Consider the following 20084-nt stretch of genomic DNA (forward strand, 5'->3'; position numbering starts at 1 on the left):
TTACTATGTCCGTTAAAACACTTCTACCCAACCGTTTTTAATGGCAGTCACAACAGCTTGTGTTCGGTCATTCACTTCCATCTTTTGCAAAATGTTACTAACGTGGTTTTTCACTGTTTTTTCACTAATAACTAATGATTCGGCAATTTTCCGGTTGCTTTGTCCATCTGATAATAATTGTAATACTTGGCATTCTCTACGCGTTAATAAATGTAATGGTTTTTTATATTCAATCGCATGAACATTATTGCTGTTCAATTCTTTATCCTCAATTAATTTGCGATAGTCTTCCACTAAATTATGCGTTACTTTTGGATGTAAATATGATCCACCTTCATTTACTACTTTAATTGCTTCCATTAAAGAATCTGTATCAATTTCTTTTAATAAATACCCCTGTGCACCAGACTGTAGAGCGTGTGTGACATATGTTTCATCTTCATGGATAGATAAAATGATAACTTTTGTATTTGGGTATGTTTCAATTAATTCCTTTGTCGCTTCAATCCCATTCATTTCAGGCATATTAATATCCATCAGAACGACATCTGGATTATATTGCTCGATAATTGCTTTTGCCTCGCGACCATCATCTGCTTCTGCTATTACTTCAAATGATGGTTCATAACTTAAAATACGCTTAACTCCTTCACGGAATAATTTGTGATCATCTATTAATGCAATTGTAATTACTTCATTTTCAACCATTTTAAAGGTCCCTCCCCAATTTATTAAACAAAATTTCATTCTACAATATATGGTAATATTATTTTGATTGTTGTCCCTTTTCCTAGGGTAGAATTAATTTGAAAATGTCCATTTAACATTTCTACTCTTTCTTTCATTCCCATTAAACCAAAGGAACTATTTTTCGTTTCATCTGTTCGAAAGCCTTTACCATTATCTTGAACAACAATCGTAATTTCATCTTGCTCTATTTGTAAAGTAACATAAATACTTGTCGCTTCAGCATGTTTTAATGCATTTTGTAATGATTCTTGAATTAATCGGAAAACAGCCACTTCATAATTTGATTCTAATCTCTTTTCCTCACCGATTAATTGTAATTCTATATGTGTATTATATGTTTCGGCCATTGTCGAAACATGTTTTTTCACTGTTGGAATAATTCCTAAATCATCTAAGGCCATTGGTCGTAAATCATAAATAATTCTTCTAACTTCTCTTAATACAGATCGGATATTGCCACGAACATTTTTCAATTCAGATACAGCCTCTGTAATATTTCCACCTTTTACAGATAAATCGATGATTTCAGATCGTAACAAAATATTCGCAAGCATTTGTGCTGGACCATCATGAATATCTCTTGACAAGCGTTTTCGTTCTAGTTCCTGTGCTTCGATGATTTTCAAACCAATTTGTTGTTTCTCTTTAGCTGTTTTTAACACTTCATTTAATTCGTTAAAATCATCATGTAAATAACTAAGCACAACAGATACCTTTCTTCCTAAATCATTCGCTTGATGTACTGTTTTATTTAGACGAATAATTCGTCTTTCTACTTCATCACGTTGTTGTCGAAGTAATTTCTCTTCTTTATGATTAATGGCTAGACGTGATTGCATTTCATGTGTATGTTCATATGTTTCTCTAATATCATCTTCTGAATACGTATCAAACTCTCTGCTTACTAATAAAAGTTTTTGTCTTGATGCTTGTACTTCACGTGTTAATATATTTTCTGCCTTTATGTAATCTAAAATTTTCTTTTTAATAGTCGCAAGTTTGCGTTCTAAAGCTTCTAATTCACTGATTGCTTCCTCGCTAATATCGAAAATATCATCTTTAGTTTTTTCAACAACACTTTTCATTTCTTCCACAATCATATCGAGCGTTCTTTCTTTTGCTCGTTTGTCTGACGCCATTTTATTCACCGACCTATGTTATAATCATATTAATATGTATATCGGAGGAATTATATATGTTAACTAAATATTATACTATAAAGTGTGATGGATTTCACGAAATCATCATACAAAAGTCAAGATTCATCGGCTATGTTACTCGGGTTCATGATGAAGAAGAAGCACAACAATTTATCCAACGTATAAAAAAGAAACATCATGATGCAACACATAATTGTTCCGCTTACATCATCGGTGACAACGATGAAATTCAAAAAGCAAATGATGATGGTGAACCAAGTGGAACAGCAGGTATCCCAATGCTCGAAGTCCTTAAAAAGCTTCAACTAAAAAATACTGCCGTCGTAGTGACGAGATATTTTGGTGGCATAAAACTTGGTGCTGGCGGACTTATTCGTGCATACGGCTCGACAACATCTGAAACAATTAAGCAAGTTGGGATTGTTGAAAGACAATTAATGCAAGGCATGTCATTAACCTTTGAATATCCTCTTTTAGGTAAAATTGAAAACGAGTTAAGAAATAGCGAATATATTATTGACCATATTGAATATGTCGAACATATCATTATGAATGTTTTCGTACATATAAATCAAATTCAACAATTTAAAGATTTCATTGTTAACTTATCCAATGATCAAGTCGATACTAAAGATATAGAACAAAAATATATTGAAATTGATGTATAAAGACCCTCGTTACTCTTCGTATATTAAGAGTGTACGAGGGTTCCTTCTAATTCTGCTACAATTTTTTGTACGAATTCCTCTACTGTTTTTGTGTCATTTTTTTCCGCATCCTGAATTAACGTTTTCAAAAATGATTTTAAGTAATCTTGATCAACCACATAAACCATCCTTTTTATATAATTAATACTTATTATGTAAATAATTTGAACTACATTTATATTATACGACAACATTTGACTTTTTCACAACTTATTTTAAAATTTGTAATCAAATTAACATATTAGAGTAATTTTTCATATAGTAATTGTTTCTATTTCCATTTAAATGTATAATAAAGGATGTAATATATTTTAAACACTTACGTAACAAATAAGTAATAAGTGGTATATAAATGTGAAATCATTTTGTTTCTACATATAAACAAAATGATTTTTTATTCACTTACAATAAATTCGTTATTGTGACAAAATTCAAATTAACTTATGATACAATTAACGATTACATAAACCTTATAATACATTTATGTTTGTGCGCATTTTGGGGGGAATTTTAGTGAAAAAATGGCTATTATGTTTTTCGTTTTTATCTTTATTCATACTTAGTAGTTGTTCCTTTCAAACGCCTAACCCTACAGATGAGTTAAATACATATTTAAACCATTGGAAAAATGAACGTTTTTCAGATATGTATGACATGCTATCTGCAGAATCGAAAGAACAATATGAAAAAGAAGAATTTATTCAAAGGTACGAAAAAATATACGAAGATATTTCTGCTAATGAATTAAAATTTTCATACATTCAATTGTCGAATGATGAATTGAAAGAAATGAAGCAAAATAAAAGTGGTAAGATTCCGTTAGAAGTGGAAATGGATTCTGTAGCAGGGATTATTACATTCGTACATGACATTGATTTGACGTATGCAGAACAAAATGATGAGGAAAACTGGGTCATTGATTGGAATCCTGGATTAATTTTCCCCGAACTTGCTGATGGTGGGAAAGTTCAGATTGATGTAGAAAAACCTAAACGTGGCGAAATTTTGGATCGAAATAAAATGCCATTAGCAATAAATGATATTGCTTATGAAATTGGTATTGTGCCTAAAGATTTTGAAAGCGAAGAAAATGAAAAAGAAGAAATTGCCCGATTACTCGGTACCTCTGTGGAAAAAATTGATGAGAAATTAGATGAACCTTGGGTAAAAGATGACTTTTTCATTCCATTAAAAGTCATTCCTAGATCGGCAGAAGATACATTTAAACAGTTAACGCAAATTCCAGCCGTATCTTACACGGAGACATCTGGTAGAACATATCCTGCTGGCGATGCTGCCGCACATTTAACTGGTTATGTCGGAAAAATTACGTCTGAAGAAATGAAAAAACATAAAGATAGAAATTATAAAGAAACAGATTTCATTGGAAAACAAGGATTAGAACTAACTTTTGAAGAAAAACTTCGTGGTGAAGAAGGCATTAAAGTTTCGGTTATTAATGAAGATAAGCATAAAACGACGATTGCAGAAACACCTGTTAAAAACGGAGAAAACGTACAATTAACAATCGATATCAATGCCCAAGAAAAATTATTTGATTCTCTTGAAGGAAATCCTGGAACTGCTGCTGCTGTCGATCCAAAAACAGGAGAAGTAGTCGCAATTGTAAGTAGCCCCGGATTTAATCCAAATGATTTCACATACGGCATTACTCAAGCGAATTGGGATGCACTCATGAATGATCCATTAGAACCATTTGTCAACCGCTTTGCAGCAACATATGCACCTGGGTCCGTTATGAAAACAATTACTGCCGCCGTAGGATTAGAAAATGGGACGATTAAACCGAATGATGGTTTAACTATTAATGGATTAACATGGGGGAAAGAAGACTGGGGAGGCCAAACGGTTACAAGAGTTTCAAGTTCTGGCGGACCTGTAGACTTGCGTGATGCGTTAGTTCGCTCCGATAATATTTATTTTGCACAACAAACAGTTAAAATGGGATCCAAAAATTATGTCGAAGGTTTAAAAGAATATGGTTTTGAGGAAAAATTACCTTTACCGATAACGATTCGTCCATCACAAATTTCCAATGACGAAGAAGGTATTCGAGATGAAATATTATTAGCTCATACGAGTTATGGACAAGGAGAAATTGAAGTAAGTTCACTTCATGTCGCCTTAGCGTATACGCCGATTATAAATAATGGAGATATGGTAAAACCAATTCTTTTAATGTCAGATAAAAAAGGACAAGCTTGGAAAGAAAATGTATTAAGTAAAGACCATGCAAAAGAACTTGATGAAGACTTACGTGATGTTGTACGAATTGGAACGGCAAAAAATATTAATGAAGAGAAATTTCCAATTGCGGGTAAGACCGGTACAGCAGAATTAAAGTCAACGAAAGATGGCTCTGGTTCTGAAAACGGTTGGTTTGTCGGCTATCATGCAGAAGATAAAGATCTTATTATTGCTATGATGGCTGAAAAGTCAGAGAGTATCGGTACGAGTAGTTACGCTTCTAAACAAGTATTAAAAGCATTAAAAGAAATTAAAAAAGGAAAATAACTTTTTATACACTACTATTCATGTATATTTCATTGGATAGTAGTGTTTTTTCATTGTTTCTGAAACAAAAAAGAGAACTTCTATTGTCCAATAATAGAAATTCTCTCATTATAATAATTTAGTTAAATATTGAAACATTTTCTCATCCTTCTCATCTAACGCTTTATCAATTAAACGTATAATATTTTGTTTTTCTAATTTTGTTATGATGATTGCAGTTTGATCATCAATTTTGTCTTCATATTTTTTATGTTCTTCTACTTTCTTATCATAATACGGTTTTATAATATCATCTAATTGGTTCATAAAATCCTCTAACGTTGTTAACTTTTTCATTGTTAAATACACAATATCTTTCCCATTTTGGAAGGCAAATTTTGTCTCTGTATTTACTACTTGCTTTGTTTTTCTATTAACTAAAATTTCCTGCCCTTCTATCGGTATAAAATGATAGACCTTTTTGTTAATAATTAACGAAAAATACTGATATGCTAAAATTACTCTAATATATTCACTATTCATCTTTATATAATAAGGTTTTAATAATTTTACTGTTACCATTTTGCCACCTCCTATATAACTTTTATAGTAGTTGATTAATTTTACTATATTTTCTGAATAATTTCAATAGTTTTATAACTAATGTTTTTCATTTTCGGTTTTTTTCTTTACATGTAATTGTAATAAGTGATCAATTTGTTGTTGTACAGACTTAATTTCTTTTAATTTAACAACCCCTTCTTTCATTTCTTGTTTATAAGCCTTTTCGATTCGTTGAATTTCTTCCGCGTATTTTTCATCTGTTCCAGGTGTTAGTGCAATATTATATAAATCAATCACGATATCTTCATTTCTCGTAGGATGAAATTCATGTGGAGGTGTACTATCAAACATACATAGTTGCAAATCTCTAATAATAATCATATCGATACTATCAGGGTCAAAACTACAACGGTATAGTTCAACATCTATACGATAGTTGATACATTGATCCACAATTTGTTTCATGAAATGTGATTTGCCTGTTCCAGCTCTTCCTTTTATAAAATATCGGTGTTGCATTGGTTCAATTAAAGTTTTCACAAACTCTGTTGTACCATCAGGTGTTTTCGTTCCAAATAGGCGTTCATACAGAACTGCTTGACCCTTTTTCTTCTGTACATCCGAAAACAATTCGGTAATAGTTTTGTTAATTTCTTCATCTGCCTGTTGGAAACTCATTTCTTTTAAAAATAAATTTTCCAATGTATCATGAATTATTAAACTTTTTTCAAACTTTTCATACGCTCTGTCACATATTTGCTTCATAGAATCCTCTAATTGTTCTAGATCCTTTCGTAATTTCTCGTCCATCCCTTTTGTGAAATCGATTAGATTTACTACTCTACTAACGTAATGGTCATCCATAAAAGCGATAGAATGGTCTCTTATAATGATACCTTCTATGAAGTCTTTCCCAAAAGGACTCATCACCACTTCAACTTGGCCAAACTGATCATACATCGACATAATGTTTTGAAATAGTTGAGATGTTAAAGAAAGAGAAGGGTGTTTAAAAACATATACATCCTCCACATTCTTCACATTCGATTCCCAATAATTTACCATTCCCTTCGCTGTATGACCTCTTGCGTAATAAGACAACTTATTCTTCAACATTAAACACCTTTCATTTCATCAAGATAGTTATATCATATGATCCTGATAAAGTATATGTGCTCGTTTATAGATTTAGTACTTCTCTTTCTTCATCTGTAAAAACACGTGACCTTGTTAAAAATCTTTTTCCTTCTGGACCTTCTAATGAAAACATACCGCCCCTTCCGTCGACCACATCGATAATTAGTTGTGTATGTTTCCAATACTCATATTGATCTTTCGACATATAAAATGGTGTATCACCAATTTCGCCTAACAATACATCAGATTCCCCAATTCGAAACTCTCCACGAGGGTAACACATCGGAGAACTACCATCACAACATCCCCCCGATTGGTGGAACATTAAATCTCCATGGATTGCCTTCAATTTTTCGATTAACTCAATAGTTGCTTCTGTTGCAACAACTTTTTCTACCATTTCACACACCTCTCTTCGATTTTTATACGGAAAAACCCGTAAACAAGTCACTATGTGGGCGACTTGTATATAGCATACTCCCACTTTCCTGTTTACGGGCTTTTCCAATTTATATTTAATTAAAATAAACCTGTTGGTCCTTCACTATAACTTACTAACAAGTTTTTCGTTTGCTGGTAATGTGCTAACATCATTAAATGTGTTTCTCTTCCAATACCAGATTTTTTGTATCCACCAAATGCTGCATGTGCAGGATATGCGTGGTAGCAGTTCGTCCATACACGTCCAGCTTCAATACCACGTCCAAAACGGTATGCCTTATTCGTATTCCGTGTCCAAACACCTGCTCCTAACCCATATAAAGTGTCATTTGCAATCTCTAATGCTTCTTCATCTGATGAGAAAGTTGTAACAGCTAGAACAGGGCCAAAAATTTCTTCTTGGAAAATACGCATGTTGTTATTTCCTTTAAATACTGTCGGTTCTACATAGTATCCACTATCTAATTCACCTTCCAGTTTGTTTTGGTTCCCACCAACTAATACTTCCGCACCTTCCTCTTTTCCGATATCTAAATAGGATAAAATTTTCTCTAATTGTTCTGTCGAAGCTTGCGCCCCCATCATTGTCTCCGTATCTAATGGGTGACCAATTTTAATTTGTTTCACTCGTTCAATAGCTCGTTCTATAAATTTATCATAGATATCTTCATGAACTAGTGCTCTGGATGGACAAGTGCATACTTCCCCTTGGTTTAGAGCAAACATGACTAATCCTTCCACCGCTTTATCTAAAAAGCCATCATCTTCATCCATCACATCTTTGAAGAAAATATTCGGTGACTTCCCACCTAACTCTAACGTAACAGGTATAATATTTTCAGATGCATATTGCATAATTAATCTTCCTGTCGTCGTCTCACCCGTAAATGCTATTTTGGAAATTCTACTATTAGATGCTAATGGTTTTCCTGCTTCTACACCGAAACCATTCACAACGTTTAATACTCCTGCTGGTAATAAATCACCAATGATATCTAGTAATATAAAAATGGAGGCTGGTGTTTGCTCGGCTGGCTTCAATACAATACAATTTCCTGCTGCTAATGCCGGTGCAATTTTCCATGTTGCCATTAAAATTGGGAAGTTCCAAGGAATTATTTGCCCTACTACCCCTAATGGCTCATGAAAATGATATGCTACAGTATCATTATCGATTTGACTTAATGTTCCTTCTTGAGATCTTATTGCTGAAGCGAAATAACGAAAATGATCAATCGCTAATGGAATGTCTGCTGCCAATGTTTCCCTTACAGCTTTACCATTGTCCCATGTTTCTGCTACTGCTAATCTTTCCAAGTTTTCTTCCATACGGTCAGCTATTTTAAGTAAAATATTCGCTCTTTCAGTTGGAGATGTTTCGCCCCATGCTTTTTTCGCTTTGTGCGCTGCATCTAACGCCAATTCAATATCTTCTTTCGTCGATCTTGCTACTTCGCAAAACACTTTTCCAGTAACAGGTGTCACGTTTTCAAAATATTGCCCATTAACCGGTGCTACATATTCTCCTCCTATGTAGTTGTCATATCTTTCCTTAAAATTAACAATTGCCCCTTCTGTATTTGGATTTGCATATCTCATACTCCATCCTCCTAACCTATATTTGTAATCGCTTACAACATATTAAAAGCATCGTAAACTTATTTTTATCTTAGCAGTATTTGAATGTTTTTTCAATTATTAGAATCCTTTATACACAAAATTTTTGCAAAATTATACGAAACTAGAAATCTTTTTGCTATGGACGAACAAAATCAATACAGATATCTGTCTTTTTAATCAATAGGAAAATTAAAAACCGCTCGTTTCACTATCCGAAGAAAACTAATAGTGCAAATGAACGGTTTTATTTTTATCAATTATTTATTTTTGTAGTACAAATTTATCTTTCCCTGCTTGATATCCAAATAGTAATACAGCAATTAATATAATGATGACACCGAGTAAAGATATCGTCCAATTATGTGTTACATCGTATAAATACCCTGTGACAATTGGACCAAAGGCCGCTACAATATAGCCGACAGATTGTGCCATCCCTGATAATTCAGAAGCATCTTTTGCATTTTCTGCACGAATGGATAAAAATAAAAGAGATAATGCAAAATTCGCGCTAGATCCCATTCCAATAATCATGACAGAGATAAGCGTAATCGTCCAATTCGTTTGTAAAATTAATCCGATCATTCCAATAATAAAAAGTATATTAACGAAAAGGACAATCATACTTTGACGTTTAAAACGAATTGCAAACATCGGAATCGTAAAACTAACCGGAATTGCAACAAGTTGGAATAACGCTAAAACAAATCCAGCGTTTGTTGGATTTAATCCATCATCAATCATTATTTCAGGTAGCCATGAGATTAATATGTAAAATAAAGAAGATTGTAGACCCATGAATAAAGCGATTTTCCATGCAAAACCATCTTTCCAAATTCCACCACTTCGTTGACTATATTCCAAATATGGCATACTTGATGCTTTTTTCCCTTTTTTCCCTTTTAAAATAAAAAGCCATAAAATAAAAGCAATGATCGCGGGAAGGACCCAAATGAATAAAGCCCATTGCCACCCTAAATCCATTCCTTCTGCAATTGGTACACTTACAGCTGAACCAGCCGTCGCAAAGATCGACATCGACGTTGTATACAAGCTCGTCATTAAAGCTACTTTGGCTGGGAAGTTTTCTTTAATCACACCTGGTAATAAAACATTCAAAACAGCTATTCCTAGCCCGACTAATAATGTTCCTGTAAATAAAAAGAATGATAAGGAAATTGTCCGTAAACTAATACCAATAATTAAAATAAGTAAGCCAATCGTTAAAGTTATTTCATTCGTCCATCTATTAGCTATTCTCGGAACGAGTGGAGACATAATTGCAAAAGCAATTAAAGGTAAACTCGTTAAAAAGGCAATTGCCCAATTCGGAAATCCTATATCATCTCGTACCATACCTATGATCGGTCCAACCGACGTAATGGCTGGTCTTAAATTAAATGCCACAATAATGATTCCGATAAATAATAGTATTTGTCTATGTTGTACGTTGTTATTTTCTTGTTTCATAGGATACCCCTTTCTAACAATTAATCATAACACATAACAGATAGTTATATGTCCCGTTTGTTTTTCGTTTCGACATATTTTTCAATGTTCAACACGATATGATTCATGGTATAATACGAATGATGAGTTAGAGGAGGATTTATATTGGGAGAAAAATTAGTATATAAAAATAGAATCAATAGGATCCGAAGCTTTGCATTAAGTTTAATTTTCATCGGAATCGGTGTAATGTATATCGGAATTTTATTAAAAAAAACACCATGGTTAATGGTGACATTTTTTGTCCTAGGGGTTCTATTTATTATTTTTAGTACGGTCGTTTATTTCTGGATTGGTTTACTTTCAACACGGGCGATACCAATTATTTGTCCAAATTGCGAAAAACCAACTAAAATGCTCGGGCGTGTAGATGCGTGTATGCACTGTCGTCAACCATTAACATTAGATAAAAATCTAGAAGGAAAAGAATTTGACGAAAAATATAATAGTGCTGCATATCGTAAACAGTTAAAGAAAGAAAAACAACAATCGGAATAAATGGTGAGAAAAATGAAAAATATATTGCTACAATTTGATTTTAAGCAAACGAGCGATGAAGATTCGGTCGTTTTCACAGATCCTTTATATATGATCACGGCAAATAAATTAGATGAAGTAGAATTTTGTATGGAACAAATCGAACGAGCTGTACAAGACGGATATTATGTAGCAGGATATTTTAGTTATGAAGTGGCATATTCATTTTACGATGTAGACATCAAACATCAAAATGAGTCTATGCCACTTCTTTCCTTCGGTGTTTTTTCATCCCCTACATCTATCCCAAGAAGCGAAATATTTGGTGAATACCATGTGACAAATTGGAACATGAAAGTAACGAAAGATGATTACGAGAAAAGTTTCCAACGTGTCATGGAAGCGATTGAAAATGGTGTAACGAAACAAGTAAACTACACGGTTCCTTTTGAAGCAAGTTTCACTGGTAATAGTTATCAATACTATCAGGATTTAAAAAATGCACAACAATCTCTTTACAGTGCCTATTTACGTTTTGAAGATATGGATATTTTATCTGTTTCTCCAGAATTATTTTTTCATTACAAAGAAGATACGATCAAAGTTCGGCCAATGAAAGGTACGGTTAAACGAGGCAAAACATTCGAAGAAGATCAACAACATTATACTTATTTACGTTCATCTGAAAAAGATCGATATGAAAATAAGTTAATCACTACATTAATGACGAAAGAACTCGAACAAGTAGCTGAAAAGGATTCGATTCACGTAACAGAGGCATTTACTGTTGAAAAATATCCGACTGTTTATCAAATGACATCAACCATTGTAGGTAAAGTAAGTGATTCTATTACCGTTACAGAATTGTTCAAGCGATTATTTCCTTGTGGTTCTATTTCTGGCACACCCAAAAAAGCGACCTTACAGTTAATCGCGAATGTAGAACCATATCCACGTCATGTATATTGTGGTGCCATCGGCTATTTCAGTCCAAATAATGAAGCTATTTTTAATGTACCGATACGTACTGTTGTGATTGATCAACAAAATGGGATTGCTACATATGGTGCTGGTGGTGCTATTACGGGAAAATCTACCGTAGAAGGTGAATATGAAGAGGTTCATACGAAAACAAGTGTATTAACATATAGGGAACCACCATTTGAATTAATTGAAACGATCGGTTTACAGGATGGGAAATGGCTTTATTTAAATGAACATAAGGAAAGATTACAAGATTCGGCAACTTATTTCGACTTTGCTCTTTCACTAGATAAACTCGACACCATTCTACAACAATATGAAGAAAAATATCCTACCGGTCTTTTTCGACTTCGTTGTTTATTTCATCCAAACGGAAACATCACACATGAAATTTTCCCTTTAAAAGCAACGAATAATGCAAAAGTTGTTTTAGCTTCGAGTAACATCGATAGTAATAATCCATTTTTATTTCATAAAACGACTAACCGAAGTTTTTATGAAGCATTCCAACAGGACGATTATTTTGATACGTTACTGTGGAATGAACATGGTGAAATTACGGAGTTTACGATCGGAAATGTCGTTATCGAAGTGGATGGTGAAAAATTCACTCCTCCTGTTACTTCTGGACTGTTAAATGGTACGTTTCGCAGAGGACTTGTACGAGATGGCATAGTAAAAGAAAAAGTTCTTTTTAAAGAAGATATCACATCTGCGGATGCTATTTGGTTTATTAATAGCGTGCGCGAATGGATCAAAGTAGAGTTAGTAATAAATAATTAAATTCGAAAACATTTTTGTTCTTTATTGGAAGAGATGTTCTTCTAATTTTATGATTGTTATTTTGGGTTACATATTAAAATCCACCACTATCATTGTTTAAGCAATGGTTGTGATGGATTTTTATTTTTAATAGTTTTTCGGTTGTTGACCCTACTAATAATTCAATCTCTGTACACAATATGGTTTATAACTTTCATTATATAAAAAGTGGCCATGTTCCACCTTATTAGGCAAACATGACCGTTTTTTTAGCTGTAAAATTCTTTACGTTCTATTTTATTGTACTTTAGTTTCTGAACACTCTTTACACTTACCGTATAATTCCATACGATGATGACTTATATCAAAGCCACTCACTTTTTCCGCTAATACTTCAATTTCGTCTAAAGGAGGATAATGGAAATCTTCAATTTTTCCACAAGTTTCACAAATGATATGATAATGATCATGCATATTACTATCAAATCTACTTGAATCGTCTCCATATGTTAATTCTTTCACTAAGCCAATTTCACGTAAAATACGTAAATTATTGTAAACTGTTGCAACACTAATATTCGGAAATTTCGTTTCTAGTGCTTTGTAAATGTCATCTGCTGTTGGATGTTCCATCGACGTAAGTAAATATTCAAGAACCGCATGACGTTGTGGTGTGATCCGAACGCCAGACCTTTTTAATGTTTCAATCGCAATTTGCATCTTATCGTCTAGCATCGTCATGCACCTCACTTTCACTTAAAATTTCATAATCCATGCAGATTATAATGATTATTAATAGTGTACATCTTTAGAGGGCTTCTTGTCAATTTATAAACACTTTCAATCGATAATAAGTATTAAAACAAATAGAACGATTCACATTTTATTCAAATCAAATGAGAATTTTAATATTTTATTGAGAATCACATATCAACTTGTAATGGAATCTCTGGTCCACCTAGTTCATAGTTCACATATCTTGCGGCGACAAATAAATAATCAGATAAACGATTTAAATACGAAATGGACAGTGTATCTTGAAGTTCATCTTGTACGGCTACGGCCATTCTTTCTGCGCGTCTTACAATCGTACGTGCTAAATGTAGTGCACTAGATGCATTGTTCCCAGAAGGCAAGATAAACTGCGTTAATGGTGGGAGAATCTCACTCCACTCATCAATTTGTTCTTCTAACTCTGTTATATGCGCTTCTTTTAATTTCCATGCAACTTCACGATCACTCGGTGTAGATAATTCAGCTCCAACATGGAATAATACAGTTTGTACTCTGTATAGCTTTTCCAAAAAGGCCTTTTTTTTATCCCAATCTCGATCATGGATATAACTTAATGCTAAGCCAATCATGGAGTTTGCCTCATCGCATGTACCATAAGCTTCTACTCTCGAATCGGTTTTTGCAACTCGTTTTCCATATACGAGCGAAGTCGTTCCTTTATCACCTGAACGTGTATATATACGCATCATTCTCCCCCTCTTTTATGATAACTCTTTTACATCTTCTAATGTTTGTGCAATATGTTCTTTCACTTTTACTTTACGGTATTCTTTTTGTACAATACCATCCTTATCAATAATAAAAGTAGATCGTTCAATCCCGTAAAATTCTTTTCCAAACATTTTCTTTAATTTCCACACACCATATTCCTCTGCTACTTCGTGTGTTGTATCTGCCAATAACGGAAATGGAAGATCATGTTTATCGATAAATTTTTGATGGCGTTCTATCGGATCTGGACTTATTCCTAAAATAACAGTATTTGTATCTTTAAATTGCGAATAATTATCTCTAAAATCACATGCTTGTGTCGTACAACCTGGTGTCATATCTTTCGGATAAAAGTATAAAACAACATTCTTCCCACGAAAATCTGATAAAGTAATTTTTTCACCAACTTGATTATCTAATGTAAAATTAGGTGCTTCTTTTCCTACTTCAACTGTCATTCAAATTACCTCCATTTTATTTTACAATTATTTCTTTCATCTTATCATATACTGGAAGGAAATTTCATTTTTAATAGATGTTTAAACTTCCTATGTAACAGTAAAATATTGCTGAATCACTTTTTCAAGTAATATCGGTGTTTCTATAAAAGCACTCTGTTTATGCAGACGTTCTGTTAATTTATGTGCATCTTTTCCATACGGTCCAACGTTCAACACTGGTGCATGTAATTGTTTCATCGCCTCAAAAGGGATAGAATATCCATTCCCCCAACGTGGACAATTAATGGCATATGTTTTCCAACCTTCATCATGTACATTATAATTCACATAACTTAAATCACAAATACCGTTAAAATAATGAATTTGTGATACTTGTTTCTTAAAATCCTCTTGCATCGTCTCTTGTATTATTGTAACTAGCTTTTTTATCTTATCGTCATTTGAACTATTGACTGCTGGATAATATGGTGGTGCAAAAAAGAGAACGACATTCGGTGCTAATTCTTTACAACTTGCCATTAGTCGATCAACCTTCATCGCTACTGCAGTTCGATCATCCATTGTTTTATCTTCCAATTGAATGAAGTTACGTATGTTTGCTTCCCCATGTTTTTTTATCGCATAGGTATATAACTGCTCATATGTCATCACATTTATGTTTCCAATCGGGGTTATATTTTGACGTTCACATAGTTGATGATACGATTGCTCACATTTTGCTATTGCTTGTTGAACAGTACGTTCAAATTTTCCCATTACATCTTCGGCTGTTTGCTTCATCACTTGCACATTAAAATATGCCGCAACATGGTGGGACGTTTGAGTGGAGTAATCTTTTTTCAAATCGACTACTTGTAAACAGGTTGGCAATGGTGTTGATTCTCCATAAACCCTTTCTTGAAATTGTTCATTAAATTCCATTGCACTCGTTATAAACGATGTCATATAATGCGCATTTAAACCATTTAAAGGTTCACCTGCATGTGTTTCAATTCCATAACTTAATGCAGTCGGCATTAATTTCCCGATTGATCCTGTATATAGATAATAAGATAGATCATTTGGTTTTTGCGTAAAGGATGGCTCACTGTTTAAAAAAAGACTAAATGTTAATGAATGATCCTTTTGTAATGTTGCTATATATTCAACAGCAGCCCTCATCCCATCTGAATTTACTTCTTCATCTGGTACACTTAATAATAGTATGTTGATTGGCCATTGTTCGATGGTCGCTTTTTCTATTATCGATAGATGTAATGCCAATCCCATTTTCATATCCATTGTGCCTCGTCCAAATAAATATGCCCCACTTTGCAGGTCAGTTTGTACTTCCATTGATAAATCTTGTTTATTTTCGAATAATGCTTGTTCTAACCTATATGGGTCACATGCTATATTTTCTAATGTCCCATATTCCTTTGTATGTACAGTATCAAAATGACTTATTAATACGATTGTATTTGCTGTTTTTTCTGTACGATATAATGCACTAAGTGCTTGTCTCCCTTTCTTTGCATCGATGAGTTGAATATGTGTTGGGTTATTTGCAAAATAAGGTAAGTCCACCATAATATTCTGCAAAAATTCAGGAAACTTCTTTTCTCCTTCCGTACCTGTTCGACTTTCAAATTTCACTAATTGAATGACTAACTGTTCCAATTCCTTTTGACTATTCCATTTCATTTGTTTCACGATAGGTTCCCTCCACATATAAATACTTATGCTATAATTATACCAAACATCCTTGTCGAAACATTCCTAATTTAATGAAATGGAGGGGTTTTTATATGAATAAGAGTGAAAATGTAATCCAACAAACAGAAAAGTATGGTGCAAATAATTATCATCCATTACCTATCGTCATTCATAAGGCAGAAGGTGTGTGGGTGGAAGATTGTGAAGGAAATCATTATATGGATTTATTAAGCGCCTATTCTTCTGTCAATCAAGGGCATCGTCATCCAAAAATTATCGCTGCCTTAAAAGAACAAGCAGAACTTGTCACCCTTACATCTCGCGCATTTCATCATGATTTATTAGGTCCGTGGTACGAAAAGATTTGTACTTTAACGAATAAAGAGATGGCACTTCCGATGAATACTGGTGCAGAGGCTGTGGAAACAGCAATTAAAACAGCTAGAAGATGGGCATATGATGTAAAAGGAGTGCCAGAAAATAAAGCAGAAATTATTGCATGTGTAAATAATTTTCACGGTCGTACGATGGCAGCTATATCTTTATCATCGGAAGAAAGTAATCAAAGAGGGTTTGGCCCATTATTAGAGGGGTGTGTAACGGTTCCTTTCGGTAATATAGATGCATTACGTGAGGCAATAAATGAAAATACTGCAGCCTTTTTAATTGAACCGATTCAAGGTGAAGCAGGGGTGAATATTCCTCCAGCTGGATTTTTAAAAGAAGCGTATGAGTTATGTAAGGAACAAAATGTGTTATTTATTGCCGATGAAATACAATCAGGTTTAGGAAGAAGTGGAAAATTGTTCGCATCTGATTGGGATGAAGTGGAACCTGATATTTACATTTTAGGAAAAGCATTAGGTGGTGGGGTTTTCCCTATTTCTTGTATAACAGCAAACAGAGATATTCTCGGCGTGTTTGAACCTGGTTCACATGGCTCCACTTTTGGTGGAAATCCATTAGCCTGTGCCGTTTCAATAGCTGCATTAAATGTGATCATCGATGAAAAATTATCCGAACGGTCCAATGAATTAGGTACGTATATGATGAATGAACTAAAAAAAATCAAAAACCCGATGATAAAAGAAGTACGTGGTAGAGGCTTATTTATTGGCATGGAATTAACAGAACTTGCTAGACCTTATTGTGAAAAGCTGAAAGAAGAAGGGTTGCTTTGCAAAGAAACACATGATTATGTCATTCGCTTTGCTCCACCACTTATCATCGAAAAGGATGATTTAGATTGGGCAATTGAAAAAATTAAAAAAGTACTATCAATACAAAAATAAAAGAACAAACATTTTATTTTAGTGAACCACGAAGAAACAGACACTTTGTCTCTTCTTCGTGTCTCACTTTGTTGTTTATCCCAAATTTTCTTGTATTTATTTTTTATTCATTTACGACAGCAGCCTCATTATGAAAATCTTGTACTTGATACAAATCATAATAACTTCCACGTTTCCGTAATAACTCCTCGTGTGTTCCAACTTCAGTAATTTTCCCATGTTCAATGACGACGATACGATCAGCATGTGTGATTGTCGCTAAACGGTGTGCGACAACAAATGTTGTTCTTTCTTCTGATAGCTTACTTAATGCTTCTTGGATCATATGCTCACTTTCAAGATCTAGTGCCGATGTTGCTTCATCAAAAATTAAAATTGGTGGATTTTTTAAAAACACTCGAGCGATAGCAACCCTTTGCTGTTGCCCACCAGATAATTTTACCCCTCTTTCACCGACCAAAGTGTCATATTGATTAGGTAATGACATAATAAAATCATGTGCATTTGCCTTTTTCGCTGCTTCGATTACTTCTTCATCTGTCGCCTCGGGATTTCCCATTCGAATATTCATCGCAATAGATTCACTGAATAAAATATTGTCTTGTAACACCATGCCAATATTATTCCTTAATGAACGTTGAGTAACATTTCTTAAATCATGTCCATCCACAGTTATCGAACCTTTTGTGACGTCATAAAATCGTGGAATTAAACTAATAAGTGTGGACTTTCCACCACCACTCATTCCTACAAGTGCTATCGTTTCTCCTTTTTTCACATGTAGGTCAATATTTTTTAATACATCGCCATCTTTCTCATCATAAGAAAAATGTACATTTTTAAACTGAATATTCCCTTCTACACGTCCTAATTGTACGGCATTTTTTTTATCATCAATATCATATGTTTCATTCATAAATTCAAATACACGATCAATCGAAGCGATAGATTGTGTCAGTACTGTAGAAGAATTAATTAAACGACGTAACGGACTATAAACTCTTTCCATATATCCAGTAAAAGCAACCATCGTTCCAATCGTTAAATTGCCATGAATCACTTGGTAGCCTGCAAAAGTGATTACGAGTAATGGTGCTAAATCTGTAATTGTGTTTGTCACAGCAAATGTTTTGGCGTTCCAATCCGTATGTTCTATTGCTTTATCTAAAAAGTGTTTGTTTCTTTTTCCAAATTGTTCTTGTTCATATTCTTCTAATGCAAAACTTCTCGTTACCGATATACCTTGTACACGTTCATGCAAATGCCCTTGTACTTCCGCCAATGCTTGGGATCGTTGACGTGTTAAATCACGTAATTTTGCATAAAAATATTTTACCGAAAAACCGTATAGCGGGAATAAAATAATCGAAACAATCGTTAATTTTACATCCATCGTTAACATGATTATAACTGCAATGACGATTGTCACTAAATCTAACCAAACGTTCATCAATCCAGTGACGACAAAGTTTTTCGTTTGTTCTACATCATGAATAACACGGGAAATAATTTCTCCTGTCTTACTATTTGAATAATATTTCAAGCTTAAACGTTGAATATGATCAAATGCTTTATCTCGTATATCAAATAAAATTTTACTACTTACTAATTGCGCTAAATATTGACGTAAATATTCAATTGGTGGACGTAATATTAGGAATACGCCAAACGCAATTCCCATCATCCATAATAATTTCGATGTTTTTGCTGCTTCTGTCATATCCCCTTGGATAATATCGTCAATGACAAATTTTAAAATAAGGGGAATAAATAATGGGATCGCAAACTTAAATATTCCAATAACAATGGTCCATATAATTTGGCCCATATATGGTTTTACAAACTTCATATACTGCTTAATACTACTCATGCACTCCATCTTCCTTTTCGATAACTTGTAACCATTTTTCAATAAATGATGGATGAAATGGACCTTTTCTCTTTTCTATCCACTCGATCAATATTTCTTTATGTTCCATCACTTTTTGAATGACTGCTTCCTCATAATCGTATTGTTGTAGATGAAGCAAAAATTCTTCTTCATCCATTATGTGATAAGCGTATGAATCATCAACAATGATGTCGAGGTCATAATCGATATACGTTATTTTTTTATTGGCATACGTAAATGGTGAAGCCATATTACAGTAATAGTAATAGTTTTCACCGAACAACAAAATAATATTGAACCAATAACGATCATCAAAGTAAAAAATGGCTGGTTCTTTCGTTCTCCATCGTTTTTCATTTCGTTCTACTACCATCGTTCGATTATTTTTCCCAATCACAATATTTGTGTCAGTATATAATATTTCATTCGTTTCCCAACGACGATGAAGCGATTTATCATGCTTCAAACTTTCGATTGATATAGTCGAACCTTTAATCATGTGGCATACACCCTTTCTATTGGATGTATTACCAAGTATACCATTTTGTTTGTTTTAAGAAAGTTTACTGTTTGTAAATGGTGTATGTATAAATGGAAAAAAGTACAATGATATG

19 protein-coding genes are annotated in these 20084 nt (G+C 33.5%); 5 read left to right on the forward strand and 14 right to left on the reverse strand.

The window, feature by feature from the left end; translation table 11 throughout:
* Positions 1-12: 12 nt before the first annotated feature.
* Entirely contained in the window at positions 13-708 is a 696-nt protein-coding gene (locus tag SPD45_RS02420) for a response regulator transcription factor (protein WP_336266007.1), read from the reverse strand.
* Positions 709-743: 35 nt separating this feature from the next.
* Positions 744-1889: a sensor histidine kinase gene (locus tag SPD45_RS02425; RefSeq protein ID WP_336266008.1), complete on the reverse strand. Its 1146-nt coding sequence runs from the start codon at positions 1887-1889 to the stop codon at positions 744-746.
* Between the two features lie 56 nt (positions 1890-1945).
* On the opposite strand from SPD45_RS02425, the gene SPD45_RS02430 reads away from it, so the two are divergent.
* Complete coding sequence (locus SPD45_RS02430) at positions 1946-2578, forward strand: YigZ family protein (protein WP_336266009.1); 633 nt, start codon at positions 1946-1948, stop codon at positions 2576-2578.
* A 23-nt stretch (positions 2579-2601) separates the two neighbouring features.
* Here SPD45_RS02430 and SPD45_RS02435 read toward each other — a convergent pair whose 3' ends face one another.
* Positions 2602-2736 (reverse strand): hypothetical protein, encoded by a 135-nt coding sequence (locus SPD45_RS02435; protein ID WP_336266010.1) that lies wholly within the window; start codon positions 2734-2736, stop codon positions 2602-2604.
* Between the two features lie 394 nt (positions 2737-3130).
* On the opposite strand from SPD45_RS02435, the gene SPD45_RS02440 reads away from it, so the two are divergent.
* Positions 3131-5152 (forward strand): penicillin-binding transpeptidase domain-containing protein, encoded by a 2022-nt coding sequence (locus tag SPD45_RS02440; RefSeq protein ID WP_336266011.1) that lies wholly within the window; start codon positions 3131-3133, stop codon positions 5150-5152.
* A gap of 108 nt (positions 5153-5260) precedes the next feature.
* Here the strand turns inward: SPD45_RS02440 and SPD45_RS02445 are convergent, their stop codons facing one another.
* From SPD45_RS02445 to SPD45_RS02465, 5 genes are all read right to left on the reverse strand, one after another.
* The gene (locus tag SPD45_RS02445; RefSeq protein WP_336266012.1) at positions 5261-5713 is read right to left on the reverse strand and encodes an IDEAL domain-containing protein; all 453 of its coding nucleotides are present in this window, start codon (positions 5711-5713) and stop codon (positions 5261-5263) included.
* Between the two features lie 78 nt (positions 5714-5791).
* Positions 5792-6808 (reverse strand): hypothetical protein, encoded by a 1017-nt coding sequence (locus tag SPD45_RS02450; RefSeq protein WP_336266014.1) that lies wholly within the window; start codon positions 6806-6808, stop codon positions 5792-5794.
* Between the two features lie 67 nt (positions 6809-6875).
* A complete protein-coding gene (locus SPD45_RS02455; RefSeq protein WP_336266015.1) occupies positions 6876-7232 on the reverse strand; it encodes a DUF779 domain-containing protein in 357 nt (118 codons plus the stop codon).
* A gap of 119 nt (positions 7233-7351) precedes the next feature.
* Positions 7352-8872 carry an aldehyde dehydrogenase gene (gene adh / locus SPD45_RS02460; RefSeq protein WP_336266016.1) on the reverse strand — a complete coding sequence of 507 codons (1521 nt, stop codon included), beginning with the start codon at positions 8870-8872 and terminating at the stop codon, positions 7352-7354.
* Positions 8873-9154: 282 nt separating this feature from the next.
* Positions 9155-10363 (reverse strand): CynX/NimT family MFS transporter, encoded by a 1209-nt coding sequence (locus tag SPD45_RS02465; protein ID WP_336266017.1) that lies wholly within the window; start codon positions 10361-10363, stop codon positions 9155-9157.
* Between the two features lie 144 nt (positions 10364-10507).
* Between SPD45_RS02465 and SPD45_RS02470 the strand changes: the two genes are divergently transcribed.
* Together SPD45_RS02470 and SPD45_RS02475 are read left to right on the forward strand one after the other, a co-directional pair.
* On the forward strand, positions 10508-10900 hold the full coding sequence (locus tag SPD45_RS02470; RefSeq protein WP_336266019.1) for a YgzB family protein: 393 nt from the start codon (positions 10508-10510) through the stop codon (positions 10898-10900).
* A 12-nt stretch (positions 10901-10912) separates the two neighbouring features.
* On the forward strand, positions 10913-12646 hold the full coding sequence (locus SPD45_RS02475; protein ID WP_336266020.1) for a chorismate-binding protein: 1734 nt from the start codon (positions 10913-10915) through the stop codon (positions 12644-12646).
* A 276-nt stretch (positions 12647-12922) separates the two neighbouring features.
* On the opposite strand, the gene perR is transcribed toward SPD45_RS02475, so the two are convergent.
* The 4 genes from perR to SPD45_RS02495 all read right to left on the reverse strand — a co-directional run bounded on the left by perR (position 12923) and on the right by SPD45_RS02495 (position 16275).
* Positions 12923-13360 carry a peroxide-responsive transcriptional repressor PerR gene (perR, locus tag SPD45_RS02480; RefSeq protein WP_336266021.1) on the reverse strand — a complete coding sequence of 146 codons (438 nt, stop codon included), beginning with the start codon at positions 13358-13360 and terminating at the stop codon, positions 12923-12925.
* A gap of 188 nt (positions 13361-13548) precedes the next feature.
* A complete protein-coding gene (locus SPD45_RS02485) occupies positions 13549-14106 on the reverse strand; it encodes a cob(I)yrinic acid a,c-diamide adenosyltransferase (RefSeq protein ID WP_336266022.1) in 558 nt (185 codons plus the stop codon).
* A gap of 15 nt (positions 14107-14121) precedes the next feature.
* On the reverse strand, positions 14122-14589 hold the full coding sequence (bcp, locus tag SPD45_RS02490; protein WP_336266023.1) for a thioredoxin-dependent thiol peroxidase: 468 nt from the start codon (positions 14587-14589) through the stop codon (positions 14122-14124).
* Between the two features lie 90 nt (positions 14590-14679).
* Positions 14680-16275, reverse strand: coding sequence for a M20/M25/M40 family metallo-hydrolase (locus tag SPD45_RS02495; protein ID WP_336266063.1), 1596 nt, complete (start codon positions 16273-16275; stop codon positions 14680-14682).
* 104 nt (positions 16276-16379) lie between these two features.
* On the opposite strand from SPD45_RS02495, the gene SPD45_RS02500 reads away from it, so the two are divergent.
* Positions 16380-17579 carry an ornithine--oxo-acid transaminase gene (locus SPD45_RS02500; RefSeq protein ID WP_336266024.1) on the forward strand — a complete coding sequence of 400 codons (1200 nt, stop codon included), beginning with the start codon at positions 16380-16382 and terminating at the stop codon, positions 17577-17579.
* A 103-nt stretch (positions 17580-17682) separates the two neighbouring features.
* On the opposite strand, the gene SPD45_RS02505 is transcribed toward SPD45_RS02500, so the two are convergent.
* On the reverse strand, positions 17683-19449 hold the full coding sequence (locus tag SPD45_RS02505) for an ABC transporter ATP-binding protein (protein ID WP_336266025.1): 1767 nt from the start codon (positions 19447-19449) through the stop codon (positions 17683-17685).
* Entirely contained in the window at positions 19442-19969 is a 528-nt protein-coding gene (locus tag SPD45_RS02510) for a DUF402 domain-containing protein (protein WP_336266026.1), read from the reverse strand. The genes SPD45_RS02505 and SPD45_RS02510 overlap by 8 nt, the downstream gene beginning before the upstream one ends.
* Positions 19970-20084: the final 115 nt, after the last annotated feature.

The sequence above is a fragment of the Pseudogracilibacillus sp. SO10305 genome (assembly GCF_037072005.1).
GTDB classification, from domain to species: Bacteria; Bacillota; Bacilli; order Bacillales; family Amphibacillaceae; genus Pseudogracilibacillus; species Pseudogracilibacillus intestinigallinarum.

What these genes read in the sequence shown, in the direction of transcription:
- SPD45_RS02465 (WP_336266017.1), bottom strand. Translation starts at nt 10,363, where the DNA reads ATGAAACAAGAAAATAACAACGTACAACATAGACAAATACTATTATTT.
- adh (WP_336266016.1), bottom strand. Translation starts at nt 8,872, where the DNA reads ATGAGATATGCAAATCCAAATACAGAAGGGGCAATTGTTAATTTTAAG.
- bcp (WP_336266023.1), bottom strand. Translation starts at nt 14,589, where the DNA reads ATGACAGTTGAAGTAGGAAAAGAAGCACCTAATTTTACATTAGATAAT.
- SPD45_RS02510 (WP_336266026.1), bottom strand. Translation starts at nt 19,969, where the DNA reads ATGATTAAAGGTTCGACTATATCAATCGAAAGTTTGAAGCATGATAAA.
- SPD45_RS02445 (WP_336266012.1), bottom strand. Translation starts at nt 5,713, where the DNA reads ATGGTAACAGTAAAATTATTAAAACCTTATTATATAAAGATGAATAGT.
- SPD45_RS02455 (WP_336266015.1), bottom strand. Translation starts at nt 7,232, where the DNA reads ATGGTAGAAAAAGTTGTTGCAACAGAAGCAACTATTGAGTTAATCGAA.
- SPD45_RS02500 (WP_336266024.1), top strand. Translation starts at nt 16,380, where the DNA reads ATGAATAAGAGTGAAAATGTAATCCAACAAACAGAAAAGTATGGTGCA.
- SPD45_RS02485 (WP_336266022.1), bottom strand. Translation starts at nt 14,106, where the DNA reads ATGCGTATATATACACGTTCAGGTGATAAAGGAACGACTTCGCTCGTA.
- perR (WP_336266021.1), bottom strand. Translation starts at nt 13,360, where the DNA reads ATGCTAGACGATAAGATGCAAATTGCGATTGAAACATTAAAAAGGTCT.
- SPD45_RS02430 (WP_336266009.1), top strand. Translation starts at nt 1,946, where the DNA reads ATGTTAACTAAATATTATACTATAAAGTGTGATGGATTTCACGAAATC.
- SPD45_RS02505 (WP_336266025.1), bottom strand. Translation starts at nt 19,449, where the DNA reads ATGAGTAGTATTAAGCAGTATATGAAGTTTGTAAAACCATATATGGGC.
- SPD45_RS02475 (WP_336266020.1), top strand. Translation starts at nt 10,913, where the DNA reads ATGAAAAATATATTGCTACAATTTGATTTTAAGCAAACGAGCGATGAA.
- SPD45_RS02420 (WP_336266007.1), bottom strand. Translation starts at nt 708, where the DNA reads ATGGTTGAAAATGAAGTAATTACAATTGCATTAATAGATGATCACAAA.
- SPD45_RS02425 (WP_336266008.1), bottom strand. Translation starts at nt 1,889, where the DNA reads ATGGCGTCAGACAAACGAGCAAAAGAAAGAACGCTCGATATGATTGTG.
- SPD45_RS02495 (WP_336266063.1), bottom strand. Translation starts at nt 16,275, where the DNA reads ATGAAATGGAATAGTCAAAAGGAATTGGAACAGTTAGTCATTCAATTA.